This is a genomic window from Oceanicola sp. 502str15 (assembly GCF_024105635.1).
In the GTDB taxonomy this organism is placed as follows: domain Bacteria; phylum Pseudomonadota; class Alphaproteobacteria; order Rhodobacterales; family Rhodobacteraceae; genus Vannielia.
Map to the genome: position 1 here is coordinate 3,331,163 of NZ_WYDQ01000001.1, position 12,575 is coordinate 3,343,737.

Annotated in this window: 12 protein-coding genes and 1 riboswitch; of the genes, 4 read left to right on the forward strand and 8 right to left on the reverse strand. The window is 67.0% G+C overall.

The window, feature by feature from the left end:
• Positions 1-7: 7 nt before the first annotated feature.
• From GTH22_RS16390 to GTH22_RS16400, 3 genes are all read right to left on the reverse strand, one after another.
• Positions 8-970, reverse strand: coding sequence for a hypothetical protein (locus GTH22_RS16390; RefSeq protein WP_252946587.1), 963 nt, complete (start codon positions 968-970; stop codon positions 8-10).
• Positions 971-1,032: 62 nt separating this feature from the next.
• A complete protein-coding gene (gene aroC / locus GTH22_RS16395) occupies positions 1,033-2,136 on the reverse strand; it encodes a chorismate synthase (protein ID WP_252946589.1) in 1,104 nt (367 codons plus the stop codon).
• 360 nt (positions 2,137-2,496) lie between these two features.
• Positions 2,497-3,264 carry a hypothetical protein gene (locus GTH22_RS16400; protein WP_252946590.1) on the reverse strand — a complete coding sequence of 256 codons (768 nt, stop codon included), beginning with the start codon at positions 3,262-3,264 and terminating at the stop codon, positions 2,497-2,499.
• Positions 3,265-3,382: 118 nt separating this feature from the next.
• Positions 3,383-3,495: riboswitch (TPP riboswitch) on the forward strand.
• A 38-nt stretch (positions 3,496-3,533) separates the two neighbouring features.
• Between GTH22_RS16400 and GTH22_RS16405 the strand changes: the two genes are divergently transcribed.
• The 3 genes from GTH22_RS16405 to GTH22_RS16415 are packed head-to-tail and all read left to right on the forward strand — an operon-like array spanning position 3,534 to position 6,710.
• Positions 3,534-4,508: a thiamine ABC transporter substrate binding subunit gene (locus tag GTH22_RS16405; RefSeq protein ID WP_252946592.1), complete on the forward strand. Its 975-nt coding sequence runs from the start codon at positions 3,534-3,536 to the stop codon at positions 4,506-4,508.
• Positions 4,484-6,031, forward strand: coding sequence for a thiamine/thiamine pyrophosphate ABC transporter permease ThiP (locus tag GTH22_RS16410; protein WP_252946594.1), 1,548 nt, complete (start codon positions 4,484-4,486; stop codon positions 6,029-6,031). The genes GTH22_RS16405 and GTH22_RS16410 overlap by 25 nt, the downstream gene beginning before the upstream one ends.
• Positions 6,018-6,710 (forward strand): ATP-binding cassette domain-containing protein, encoded by a 693-nt coding sequence (locus GTH22_RS16415; protein ID WP_252946595.1) that lies wholly within the window; start codon positions 6,018-6,020, stop codon positions 6,708-6,710. The genes GTH22_RS16410 and GTH22_RS16415 overlap by 14 nt, the downstream gene beginning before the upstream one ends.
• Positions 6,711-6,809: 99 nt before the next feature.
• On the opposite strand, the gene GTH22_RS16420 is transcribed toward GTH22_RS16415, so the two are convergent.
• From GTH22_RS16420 to petA, 3 genes are all read right to left on the reverse strand, one after another.
• Positions 6,810-7,610: a cytochrome c1 gene (locus GTH22_RS16420; protein WP_371928388.1), complete on the reverse strand. Its 801-nt coding sequence runs from the start codon at positions 7,608-7,610 to the stop codon at positions 6,810-6,812.
• 449 nt (positions 7,611-8,059) lie between these two features.
• Positions 8,060-9,382 (reverse strand): cytochrome b, encoded by a 1,323-nt coding sequence (gene petB, locus GTH22_RS16425; protein ID WP_252946596.1) that lies wholly within the window; start codon positions 9,380-9,382, stop codon positions 8,060-8,062.
• A gap of 15 nt (positions 9,383-9,397) precedes the next feature.
• The gene (gene petA / locus GTH22_RS16430) at positions 9,398-9,958 is read right to left on the reverse strand and encodes a ubiquinol-cytochrome c reductase iron-sulfur subunit (protein ID WP_252946598.1); all 561 of its coding nucleotides are present in this window, start codon (positions 9,956-9,958) and stop codon (positions 9,398-9,400) included.
• Positions 9,959-10,245: 287 nt separating this feature from the next.
• Here petA and GTH22_RS16435 point away from each other — a divergent pair, with 287 nt between their 5' ends.
• The gene (locus tag GTH22_RS16435) at positions 10,246-10,914 is read left to right on the forward strand and encodes an outer membrane protein (RefSeq protein ID WP_252946599.1); all 669 of its coding nucleotides are present in this window, start codon (positions 10,246-10,248) and stop codon (positions 10,912-10,914) included.
• Positions 10,915-10,956: 42 nt separating this feature from the next.
• Here GTH22_RS16435 and GTH22_RS16440 read toward each other — a convergent pair whose 3' ends face one another.
• Both GTH22_RS16440 and GTH22_RS16445 read right to left on the reverse strand, forming a co-directional pair.
• Positions 10,957-11,571 carry a glutathione S-transferase gene (locus GTH22_RS16440; RefSeq protein WP_252946601.1) on the reverse strand — a complete coding sequence of 205 codons (615 nt, stop codon included), beginning with the start codon at positions 11,569-11,571 and terminating at the stop codon, positions 10,957-10,959.
• Positions 11,572-11,757: 186 nt separating this feature from the next.
• Complete coding sequence (locus GTH22_RS16445; protein ID WP_252946603.1) at positions 11,758-12,375, reverse strand: FMN-binding negative transcriptional regulator; 618 nt, start codon at positions 12,373-12,375, stop codon at positions 11,758-11,760.
• Positions 12,376-12,575: the final 200 nt, after the last annotated feature.

Sequence of the window (12,575 nt, forward strand, 5' to 3'; positions counted from 1 at the left end):
GCTGGCGCTAGGCCGTGCGCCCTCCGGTGGCCCAGTTGGCGGCCTTCTCGCCCATGGTCTTGAACTTCTTCGACACGCCTTCGAGCTTGGCGACCCACTCGGGGTTGGGCTGTTGCCCGGCGGTGACCTTGAAGTAGGCCTGAAGCAGGCAGGCGATGGCGAAGGGCTCGATGAGTGCGGCCTTCACTGCCCATGCGAAGATGATGGCGAAGATGAAGCCACCGGCCGACCAGCTTCCGGGGATCAGCCAGACCACGAGCGCCGCCGGGGCGAGCATGACGAGGAAGACCACGAAGGAGAGGATCCACGAGGCGAGCGCGATCCATGCGGCGTTCATCAGCATGGGCTTGGCGTTTTGCGCGTAGAGCACCAGCGCGTCGCGCCCGTCGGCCCACGGGTTTTGCGAGCGGGTGCGGATGAGATGGCCGAGGATCACCTCGTCGAGCAGGCCGACGGCGGTTTTGAGGAAGGCGCGGATCAGTTTTACCGCGCCGTCGAGGCCGGGGATGGGGAGGATGCTGGCGATGCCCTGGATGATGCCGACCACCACCTTGAGCACGCCCTTGATGAGCTGGTCCATGGCGAAAAGCGTGTTGGAGGTGCCGAAGCGCTCCTTGACCACGGCCTGTGCATGGGCGATCTGGCCGCGCCCCTCGGGCAGCTCCTTGCCCTCGAGATACTCGACCATCACTGCGATATGCCCGGCCTTGACCATGTAGAGGATGTATTCGCGCAGGAAGTAGAGCACCGCCGCCGTAGCCCCGAGGCCGATGGCGCCGCCCCAGGCCGTGCTGGAGGCCTGAAAGTCGTCGGTGCCGGCAAGGCCTACTGTCCAGCCGATGCCGGCGCCGGTGCCGGTGACGACGACATAGGCCACCGCGATGCCGAAGTAGACGATCATGCGGAAGATCACGAAGGGGGCGGTGCGGCGCATCAGGGTCATGGATGTGCCGAAGGAAAAGTCGGTCATGCTTAAAGTCCCATTTGGTTAATGGAACGCAGACTGCATGTTTTGTGGCCCTTGGGGAAGGGTTAGCCGATGCGGCCGGGAAGTCCTTCGCCCACCTGCCCGCGATGCAGCAGGATGTGGTCAAGAAGCACGCAGGCCATCATCGCCTCGCCCACCGGAACGGCGCGGATGCCGACGCAGGGATCGTGGCGGCCCTTGGTGATGATCTCGGTTTCCTCGCCCGACTTGGTGATGGTCTTGCGGGGCTTGAGGATGGAGGAGGTCGGCTTGACGGCGAAGCGTACCACCAGATCCTGCCCGGTGGAGATGCCGCCGAGGATGCCGCCCGCGTGGTTGGACGAATAGACCGGGCCGCCCTGGCTCATGGAGATTTCGTCGGCATTGGCCTCGCCGGTGAGGCGGGCGGCGGCGAAACCGTCGCCGATCTCGACGCCTTTCACGGCGTTGATGCTCATCATGGCGGCGGCAAGGTCGGTGTCGAGCTTGCCGTAGACCGGGGCGCCGAGGCCCGCGGGGGCGCCGGTGGCGACCACTTCGATGACGGCGCCCACCGAGTTGCCGGATTTGCGCAGCTCGTCGAGGTAGAGCGCCCAGTCTTCGGCGGCCTGGGCATCGGGGGTCCAGAAGGGGTTATTGTCGATCTCGGCCATGTCGTAGCGGGCCGGGTCGGCGCTGCGTTCGCCCATGCTCACCATGAAGCCCTTGATCGAGAGGCCCGGCACCAGCTTGGCCAGCGCGTTGCGGGCCAGCCCGCCTGCGGCCACACGGGCGGCGGTTTCGCGGGCGGAGGAGCGTCCGCCGCCGCGATAGTCTCTGATTCCGTACTTCTGCCAATAGGTGATGTCGGCATGGCCGGGGCGGAACTTTTCGGCGATGTCGCCATAGTCCTTGGACCGCTGGTCGGTGTTGCGGATCATCAGCTGCACCGGGGTGCCAGTGGTGACGCCTTCGAACACGCCCGAGAGGATCTCGACCTCATCGGCCTCGCGGCGTTGGGTGGTGTACTTGTTCTGACCGGGCTTGCGCTTGTCGAGCCAGACCTGGATCTGCTCTGCCGTGACCGGAATGCCCGGAGGGCAGCCATCGACGGTGCAGCCGAGGGCGGGGCCGTGGCTTTCGCCCCAGGTGGTGACGCGGAAGAGGTGACCGAAGGTGTTGAGGCTCATGCGCGGGCTCCTTTGGAGGCAAGGAGTTACCCAAGGCGCGGCCCGGTGCCAAGGAGAAACAAATCGGCAGGAACTCGAGACTATCGATGACGACAGTACCACCGCCCAGCTCTTTCAGAGGCCCCCGGTGGTACAAGGGGGGGTTCTCGAGCTCCTGCCGATTCAGTTCAGCAACGAGTCCCCGAAACGATGGGGGGTGCACGTAACCACACTGGTCTTGGCGAGGCGCTTGGAGCGCCTTCGTATGGCAGATGACATAGCACGGGCCCGCGGCGGATTATTGCCGAAATTGCACCGATCCATGCGCGGGGCACAGAATGTTGCAAAACGGTGACGTTACGTTAACGCGTTTCGGATTTGTCAGGGCATCGGGAGGTAATGGGTGACCCCGCGCCGCGAGGAGAACTCGGGGCGGCTGCCGGTGGTGGGTTTGAGCGGGATGCTGAAGCCGACGGAGACCCAGTTGTCACGTTCATTCAGCAGGTCGAAGTGGTGTTGACCGGCGGCGACGGAGAGCTTGACCGCGCGGTCGGTGCCGCTGCTGCCCGGTAGGTCGAGCCAGGTGCTGAAGCCGAGGGCAAGGCGGTAGAAGTCCTGGTCGCCGGCGGTGAGGTTGGCGGTGTCCTTGGAGAGTTCGCCGTAGCCGGAGAACTTGCCGCCCCGGTCGTAGCGCACGCGCAGGCCCTTGTTGGTGGCATAGGTGCCCTCGCCCAGCACGCCGCCGAAGGTTTCGCCGAACCAGAGTTCGCCGCCCCAGCCGGCGCCGGTCATCACCGCGGCCTCGACACCGAAGCCATAGGCCGCGGGCCCTTCGCCCTGGCTGCCGAGCCAGGCGTAGGGGCCGACGGCGAGCCAGTCGTAGGGCCGGGCGCTGACATGGACCAGCGCGCCAGCGGTGGTGAGGCTGTTGGAGCCGGCGTCGGCGGTGCCGAGGGTGAGATCGACGGTGACATCGCCCCAGCTCAGATCGTAGCCCGCGCGGGCCTCGGCCATCAGGCCATAGTAGGAGCCGGAGGGGTGGCCGCCGCCTTCGATCGAGAGACCGAAGGATTGCAGCCCGTCAGATTGCTGGGCGAGCGCGGGGAGGGGGAGGAGCAGGGCGAGGGAGAGGGCGAATGTGCGTAGCATGTTGGTTTCCTTGGGCGTTGCACAGAGACTAGGATGAGCCGGCAGAAAGGAAAGATCCCGCCCGCCGCAGCGCGGCATGTGTGACCTCCTTGCCAAGGCGAACTTGCCCTCTATGCTGCGCTTCACCTCGGGGTGCCTGCGCAAGTGGGCTGAGATGCGGCAGTGAGTGCCTGCGAACCCGTCGAACCTGAACCGGCTAGAACCGGCGGAGGGAAGGTTTCGAGACACCTCGATTGCCCGCTCCGCCCGCATGCAATGGAGGACCACCCATGAAAGCCCCCCTCATCGCCGCGGGATTTGCACTTGTCGCCAGCACGGCGGCTGCAGAGACCCTGACGGTATACGCCCCCGACTACTTCGCCAGCGAATGGGGCCCCGGCCCCGCGATCCAGGCCGCCTACGAGGCCGAATGCGGCTGCGAGCTGGAGTTCGTCACCGGCGACGTGCTGCCGCGCATCCTGCTGGAAGGCGAGCGCAGCGAGGCCGATGTGGCCATCGGCCTGAGCCAGGACGAGATTGCCCGCGCCGGAGCGAGCGGGCTGTTTGCGCCGCATGGGCAGGATGTTTCGTCTCTGACCATGCCGGTTTCGTGGGAAGACGATACCTTCCTGCCGTTCGATTGGAGCCATCTCGCCTTCATCTACGACGAGCGGACGGAAAACCCGCCGACCAGCTTCGAGGCGCTGCTGGCGCTGCCCGACGACACGCGGATCGTGATTCAGGACCCGCGCGCCTCGGCGGCCGGGCTGGCGCTGGTGATGTGGGTCGAGGCGCTTTATGGCGACAAGGCGGGCGAGGCCTGGGAACGGCTTGCGCCGAAGATCCTGACCGTCACCAAGGGCTGGAGCGAGGCCTACGGGCTGTTCACCGAGGGCGAGGCCGACATGGTGCTGAGCTACACCACCTCGCCCGCCTATCACATCATGGCCGAGGGCGATGAGAGCAAGAAGGCGGCGATCTTCGAGGAGGGGAACTACCTTTACGTGGAACTGGCGGCCAAGCTGGCCTCGAGTGACCAGCCGGAGCTGGCGCAGGGGTTCATGGATTTCATCCTCAGCGACGGGTTCCAGCAGGCGATTCCGGAGGGCAACTGGAGCTTTCCGGCCAAGCTGGACCCGGAAAAGCTGCCCGAGGTCTTCCGCAACCTGCCGGTGCCGGCGACCGCGGTTTACGTGAGCGCGGAGGAGGCCGAAGCGCTGAAAGCGGACGCGATCGAGACGTGGCGGCAAGGTCTGAGCCAGTAGCACGCAGCCTTGCAGCCCTCGCGGCGGCGCTGGTTCTGGCGCTGACGCTGGGGACGCTGGTGGCTGTTGCCTTGCGGGCCGAAGGGTTTGCCGGGGTGAGTGCGGCGGCGCGGGATGCGCTGTGGTTCACGCTCTGGCAGGCCGTTGTTTCGGCCACGCTGAGCGTTGTGCTGGCGATACCGGTCGCGCGGGCGCTTGCGCGACGGAGCTTTTACGGGCGGGGGGCGGTGATCACCTTGATGGGCGCCCCCTTCATCCTTCCGACCATCGTTGCCGTGCTGGGGCTTGTCGCCGTGTTCGGGCGCTCGGGCGCGATCAACGCCAGCCTGCGGGCGCTGGGGCTGCCGGAGGTGAGCCTCTACGGTGCGCAGGGGGTGATTCTGGCGCATGTGTTCTTCAACCTGCCGCTGGCGGTGCGGCTGGTGTTGCAGGGGTGGCTGGCGATCCCGGCCGAACGGTTTCGGCTCGCGGCCTCGCTCGGCATGGGGCCGGGCGCGGTGCAGCGCGGGCTTGAATGGCCGATGCTGCGGGGCGTGCTGCCGGGCGCGTGGCTGCTGATCTTTGCGCTCTGCCTGACGAGCTTTGCCGTGGCGCTGGCGCTGGGCGGCGGGCCGGGGGCGACGACGGTGGAGCTGGCGATCTATCAGGCGTTTCGATTCGAATACGACCTTGGCGCCGCCTCGGTGCTGGGGCTGGTGCAATTTGCCCTTGCGGGCACGGCGGCGGCGCTGGCCTGGGGGCTGGCGCGGCCTGCGGTGTTTGCGGGCGGGCTGGGCGGCACGGTACGGCGCTGGGATGGCGGCGGGTGGCTGCGGGTGCAGGACGCGCTCTGCGTGGCGCTGGCGGCGCTGTTCCTGCTGGCCCCGCTCTGCGCGGTTGCGCTGAAGGGGGTGGCGGGGCTGTTCGAGATGCCCGGCACGGTCTGGGCGGCGGCGGGGCGCTCGGTGGCGGTGGCGCTGGGCTCGGCGGCGCTGTGCCTTGCGCTGACCCTGCCGATGGCCCTAGCGGCGCGGCGGGGGCTTTGGGTGCAGCTCGTGGGGGTGCTGCCGCTGGCGGCTTCGCCGCTGGTGATCGGCACCGGGCTGTTCATCGTCAGCTACCGCTGGGTGCGGCCTGACGAGATTGCCCTGCTGGTAACGGCGGTGGTGAACGCGGTGCTGGCCCTGCCCTTTGCCCTCGCGGTGCTGGTGCCTGCGGCGGCGGAGATGCGGGCGGGCAAGGGGCGGCTGGCCGACAGCCTCGGCATGGGCGGGTTTGCCCGGTTGCGGCTGGTGACGCTGCCTGCCCTGCGCCGCCCGATCGGATTTTCGCTCGGGCTGGCGGCGGCGCTGTCGATGGGCGACCTCGGGGTGATCGCGATGTTTGCCGATGGCGACACGGCGACGCTGCCGTTGCAGCTCTACCGGCTGATGGCGTCCTACCGGATCGAGCAGGCTGCGGGGGCGGCGTTGCTCCTTCTGGCGCTGTCGCTGACGCTGTTCTGGGCATTTGACAGGGGAGGGCGGGCCGATGCTGGCGCTTGAGGGGCTGCTGCTGGAGCAGGGTGACTTTGCGTTGCGGGCCGACTGGCAGGTGGAGCCGGGCGCGCGGGTTGCGGTGATCGGGCCGTCGGGGGCGGGCAAGTCGACGCTGCTGATGGGGATTGCCGGGTTTGTGGAGGTCAGCGCCGGACGGATTGCCTGGGCGGGGCGTGACCTCGACGGGCTGGCGCCGGGCGCGCGGCCGGTGAGCGTGCTGTTTCAGGAGGAGAACCTGTTTGGCCACCTGAGCACCGAGCGAAACGTGGGCCTCGGGCTGCGGACGGATCTACGGCTCACGGCGGAGGACAGGGGGCAGGTCGAGGCGGCGCTGGAGCGGGTCGGGCTGGGTGGCATGGGCGGGCGGATGCCGCGCGAACTCAGCGGTGGGCAGCGCAGCCGGGTGGCGCTGGCGCGGGTGCTGCTGCGGCAGCGGCCGGTGCTGCTGCTGGACGAGCCCTTTGCGGCGCTCGGACCGGCGCTGAAGCGCGAGATGCTGGCGCTGGTCGCGGAGATCGCGGAGGAGAGCGGGGCCACGGTGCTGATGGTCACACACGACCCGGAAGATGCGCGGGCCTTCGCGGCGCAGGTGGTGGTGGTGGCAGGGGGCCGGGCGGAGGCCCCGGTGGCGACCGGGCCGCTGCTGGACGATCCGCCGGAGGCCTTGCGGGCCTATCTGGGGTAGGGGCGGCGGATTTTACCCACCCGACGGGAGCCTGGAGCCAACGAAAAAGGCGCGAACCGTGAGGTCCGCGCCTTTTGTTCTGTTACCAGGTGAGCCGGATCAGCTCTTGGCGTTCAGCTCCTTGGCCCGTGCCTTGTGCGGGGCCCAGAGGCGCTTGTTGGTGAGGTAGAGCAGCACCGACAGGAAGATCAGGAAGCCGACGATGAGGAAGCCGGTTTCCTTGCGCTGCATCATCTTGGGCTCTGCCGTCCACATCAGGAAGGCGGCGATGTCTTCGGCCTCGTGATGCAGGTCGTTGGCGTGGCCGTCATCGAACTCGACATCCTCGCCCGCGAGCGGGGGGGCCATGCTGATCCAGCCGCCGGGGAAGGCGGTGTTGCCGTAGAAGGTGGAGCCGTACTCGGTTTTCTCTTCGCCGGTGTAGCCGGTCATCAGAGAGGCGATGTACTCGGCGCCGCCCATGCCCTTGAAGAGCTGGTTCATGCCGGTGCCGTAGGGACCGTGGAAACCGGCGCGGGCCTTGGCCATCAGGCTGAGGTCGGGGGCATTTGCCGTCATGTTGGCCGGGAAGTTGTCGGACGGGAGCGGCGTGCGGAATTCGCCCAGCGCAGCGTCGTAGAACTGGCGGTTGTTGTCTTCGTCGAGGATCGGGAACTCGGAGGCGTAGGCGCGAACCTGGTCGTCGGAGTAGCCGAGCCCGCCGTCTTCGGCCATGGAGCGGAAGGAGACGTAGCGCAGACCGTGACAGGCGGAGCAGATCTCGGTGTAGATCTTCAACCCGCGCTGCAGCTGGTTCTGGTCGTACTTGCCGAAGGGGCCCTCGAAGGAGAAGGCGAAGTCTTCGGTGTGGCCGGTGGCGTGGGCCGCATCGGCGTGCTCTTCCTCGCCGTGTTCGGCCATGGCGTGATCTGCGTCCTCGGCCATTTCGGCTTCTTCGGGCGCCTCTTCACCGGTGGCTTCGGCGGCTTCTGCCGGAGTTTCTTCGGCAGCTTCCTCGGCGGGAGCTTCGGCTTCTTCGGCAGGAGCTTCCTCTGGTGCGGCCTCTTCAGCAGGGGCTTCTTCCGGGGTGGCTTCTTCCTCGGCGGGGGCCGCCTCTTCGGCAGCCTCCTCGGCAGGAGCTTCTTCCGTGGTTGCCTCCTCTGCCGGTGCCTCTTCCGGGGCGGCCTCCTCTGCGGGGGCCTCCTCGGTCGTGGTCTCGGCAGGGGCTTCGGCAGGCGCCTCGGTTTCGGTTTCTACAGCCAGGGGCTGCTCGTCTTCCGTGGTCTCTGCCTCCTGGGCGGCGAGCGGAAGGGTGGCGAGGCTGGCTGCCGCGAGGGCGATGGCGAACTTGCGCATTGGGTCTCTCCTCCTCATTCCGCCGGCGTGTGAGCGCCGCCGTAATGGGCGTTGAAGTCGTCTTCGATGGTCGCGGGTCGTGCGAGCGGCTTTTCGATCACCCCGAGGAGCGGCAGGATCACCAGGAAGTAGGCGAACCAATAGGCCGACGCGACCAGCGAGAAGCTGGAATAGGGCTCTTCGGCGGGCATGGCGCCCAGCCACATCAGAACCACGAAGTCGATGACCAGCAGCAGGAACCACCACTTGAACATCGGGCGGTAGCGGCCCGAGCGCACGGAGGAGGTATCGAGCCACGGGGTCAGCGCCATCACCGCGATTGCGCCGAACATCGCCAGCACGCCGAAGAACTTGGCGTCGATGATGCCGAAGCTGATCCAGTTGGCGAACATCACCACCCAGACGTCGGAGGTGAAGGCGCGCAGGATCGCGTAGAACGGCAGGAAGTACCATTCGGGCACGATGTGGGCCGGTGTCGAGAGCGGGTTGGCCTCGATGTAGTTGTCGGGGTGGCCGAGGTAGTTGGGCATGAAGGCCACGACCGCGAAGAACACCGCGAGGATCACCGCGAGTGCGAAGAGATCCTTGATGACGAAGTAGGGCCAGAACGGCAGCGTGTCTTTCTCGGCCTCTTCCTTGGAGGAGGTCCGCACGTCAACCCCGGTGGGGTTATTGTTGCCGGTGGTGTGGAAGGCCCAGATGTGGACCGCAACCAGCGCCGCGATGACCATGGGAAGCAGGTAGTGCAGCGAGAAGAAGCGGTTGAGCGTGGCGTTGTCGACCGCAGGTCCGCCGAGCAGCCAGGTCTGGATGTCGGGGCCGATGAAGGGGATCGCGCCGAACAGGCCGGTGATCACGGTGGCACCCCAGAACGACATCTGGCCCCAGGGCAGCACGTAGCCGAGGAAGCCGGTGCCCATCATGCAGAGGTAGATCAGCATGCCGACAATCCAGGTCACTTCGCGGGGCGCCTTGTAGGAGCCGTAGAACAGGCCGCGGAAGATGTGGATGTAGACGGCAAAGAAGAACAGCGAGGCGCCGTTCATGTGGGTATAGCGGATGAAGTAGCCGCCGTTCACGTTGCGCATGATGTGCTCGATCGAGGCGAAGGCCTTGTCGACATGCGGGGTGTAGTGCATCGCCAGGACGACGCCGGTGGCGATCATCAGGACGAGGCAGAAGGTCAGGACGATGCCCCAGATCCACCACCAGTTCAGGTTCTTGGGGGTGGGGATCATCAGGGTGTCATAGGCCAGCCCGACGATGGGCAGACGGGAGTGGAGCCATTTCTCGATGCCCGTCTTGGGCTCGTAATGGTCGTGCGGGATACCAGACATCTTCGCGCGTCTCCCTTAGCCGAGTTGAATTGTTGTGTCGTCGACGAAGACCGCGACCGGCACCGGAAGGTTCTCGGGTGCGGGGCCTTTGCGGATGCGACCGGACGTGTCGTAGTGCGAGCCGTGGCAGGGGCAGAACCAGCCGCCGAACTCGCCGGCGCCATCCCCTAGCGGCACGCAGCCGAGGTGGGTGCAGACGCCCATCATCACCAGCCACTCGCCATCCTCGCTCAGGGCGCGGTTGTCGTCGGTGGCGGGCAGGCCGGGCTTGTTGGCGTTGCGGTCGATCGGGTCAACCAGCTGGCTGACCTCGACGGCGCGGGCCTCTTCGATCTCTTCGGCGGTGCGGCGGCGGATGAACACCGGCTTGCCGAGCCATTTGACGGTCAGCTGGGTGCCCTGCTCGACGCCGGACACATCCACCCGAATCGAGCTGAGGGCCCGAACATCGGCGGAGGGGTTCATCTGGTTGACCAGACCCCAGCCGGCGCCGCCAGCGGCGACGATGCCCGCTCCTGCGGTAGCGTAATAGATGAAATCCCGGCGTGTACCTTCGGGCTCGTGAGTGTCCGACACGGGTTGTTCTCCTTCTCACCGGCCCGGCGCGTTGGCGGGCCATGACGCGGCATGACAAAGGCGTGAAGCCCAGCCATTTCGCGCGGTTATTAGCTGGCCCCATCGCGCCAGTCCAGCGGACATTCCGGCGCAGTTGCGGCCAAGTGACGCAAAATCGGGGTAACTGCCGGAAAAATGGCACAGAAGAGCGCGTTCGCATCCTGTTGAAGCGGGGTCTGCTGTAAATCCGTGGCCTGCGTGCTAGGTGAGGAGAAATATCCTGAAGACCTGTTGGAGCCGAGCTTTCCATGCGCATTCCCGCCATCGCCCGTTTCGCCACTGCCCTGGCCGTCACCCTTGCCGCCGCCCTGCCCGCACGGGCGGAGGTGGAGCTGAGTTTCTACACCGGCTACCAGACCTCGCCGCACAGTCGGTTTGAGGGCACGGATGCGGGCACGCCGTTTTCGTTTCTGGCCGAGTGGGAGGGGCGCAGCTTCGAGATGCCGCCCTACTATGGTGTCCGGGCGATGTGGTGGCGCAATGCGAACTGGGGCTTCGGCGCCGAATTCACTCATGCCAAGGTTTACGCCTCCGACGAGACGCTGGCCGACAACGGGCTGGAGACGCTGGAGATGACCGACGGGATCAACATTCTGACGGCCAACCTGATGTATCGCTGGCCCGGCCAGTGGGCGGGCGGGAAGATCACGCCCTATGTCGGCGGCGGCCTGGGTGTGGCGATTCCGCATATCGAGTTTCAGCAGACCGGCGGGGCGGAAACCTTCGAGTATCAGGTGAGCGGACCGGCCGCGCGCTGGATTGCCGGGGCCTCCTATGCGCTGAACGACAACTGGGCGCTGTTTGGCGAGTACAACGGCACCTACTCGTCGAACAAGGGCGACCTCGAGGGCGGCGGCGAATGGGAAAGCAACATTCTGACCAACGCGATCAACGTCGGCCTGAGCTACAACTTCTGACAGAGGCGCCGGGCTGACCCCGGCGGGCAGCGGGCCGGAGCGTTACGCCTCGGGCGGCTGGGTGGCCTGCATGGAGGGGCGCTCGCTGAAGCGGGCGAACCACTCTGCGAGGGCCTCGTTGCCGCTGCGCCAGTCACGTGCCGGGTGGCGGAAATCGGCATAGCCGAGGCCGCAGGCGAGCGCGATCTGCGCGGCGTCGATCGGGCCGGAGAGGTGGCTCATCCAGCGCGAGTTGGCCTGTGCCGCGGCGCGATGGGCCTTGCTCCACTGGGCTTCGACGATCTCTGCGCTCTGCTTTTCCTCGGGCCGCAGGCGGGCCTCGTAGGTCATGGCCAGAATCGCCTCGGTAAAGCCGTGGGCCATGGCCTCCAGCGTCAGCACCTCCCAGATGCGGCCCTCGGGATAGAGCTTGCCGCTGGCCTGGGAATCGAGGAAGCGGCAGATCACCCGGCTGTCGAACATTGCCGGGCCGTCGGGGCGCTCTAGGGTGGGAATCTTGCCCAGCGGGTTCTGCGCGACCGGCATGCTGCCCGGCTCGAGCGGGGTGCCGACGGAGGCGCTGCACTCGATCTCGTCGACCAGCCCGACCTCGTGGGCGACCACCATCACCATGCGGACGAAGGGCGAGGCGGGGCTGTGGTGGAGGATATAGGGCATGGTTTGCAACCGGCTGAGTTAACGGACAATTCACGTTGGCGGAAGTTTGTGCCGGTGGCAAGTTAACCTTGAGTCGGTCGATGTCACATCCCGTGCACAGGCCGTACACATCCCGTGCATACATTTTTTGACATGGGCGCCAGAGGTTAACGCCGCGGGCGCAGGCGATTGACGGTGCGTCGGCCGCTACCCGGCCCCGAGCATCAGCGCGGCCAGCAGCGCCGTCTCCTGACCGATGCCATAGGCGCGCACCTGCTGCGCCGCCGCCTCGCGGTTTTCGGCGGGCTTGTTCTGGCCGAGCTTCCAGGTGCTTTCGACCCGTTCGACCGAAAACCGGAACGGCACGATCATGCGCATGAGCCGGGCGAGCGTGTCGGCGGGCATCTTGTCGGCGGTCCAGGGCGGCTTGGGAAGGAGGCGCTGCTCGAACATGTCGGAGAGGTCGTCGAGCACGGCGCGCAGATCGGCGTCGGGCAGCGGGTGCAGGGTGCCGTCGAGCTGGACGGCGACGTAGTTCCAGGTCGGGACCTGGTGATCCATCCCGTACCAGTCGGGGGAGATGTAGCTGTCGGGGCCCGTGACCGAGAGGCGGGCGGGCATGGGGGCGGTGCAGGCGCGGGCCAGCGGATTGGACCGCATCAGGTGGAGCGTGGCGGTGCCGGTGGCCGGGGTGAGGGCGAAGGGGACGTGGGCGGTGAGCGGGAAGGTCTCGCCATTGGCCGAGAGGGTGCCGAAGCCGCGCTCGGCGGCGAAGTCGAGGCTCTGGGCGGTGGGGGCGTCGCGGTAGATCGGGTTGGGGTGCATGGGGCTGGTCCGGCGTGGTGGGGTGGGGGCTACCCTACAGGGGTGGGGGCGAGTTGGAAGGGTGGCGGCGGGCGCGTGGCGCAACGCCCACCCACCCACCCCGTTGCGCCACGCGCCCGGTCCGGGGCGGTTCGCTGGAGGCGCGGGTTGGAGTGGGGGCCAGCCCCCACACCCCCGGAGATATTTTCAGCAAGAAAATG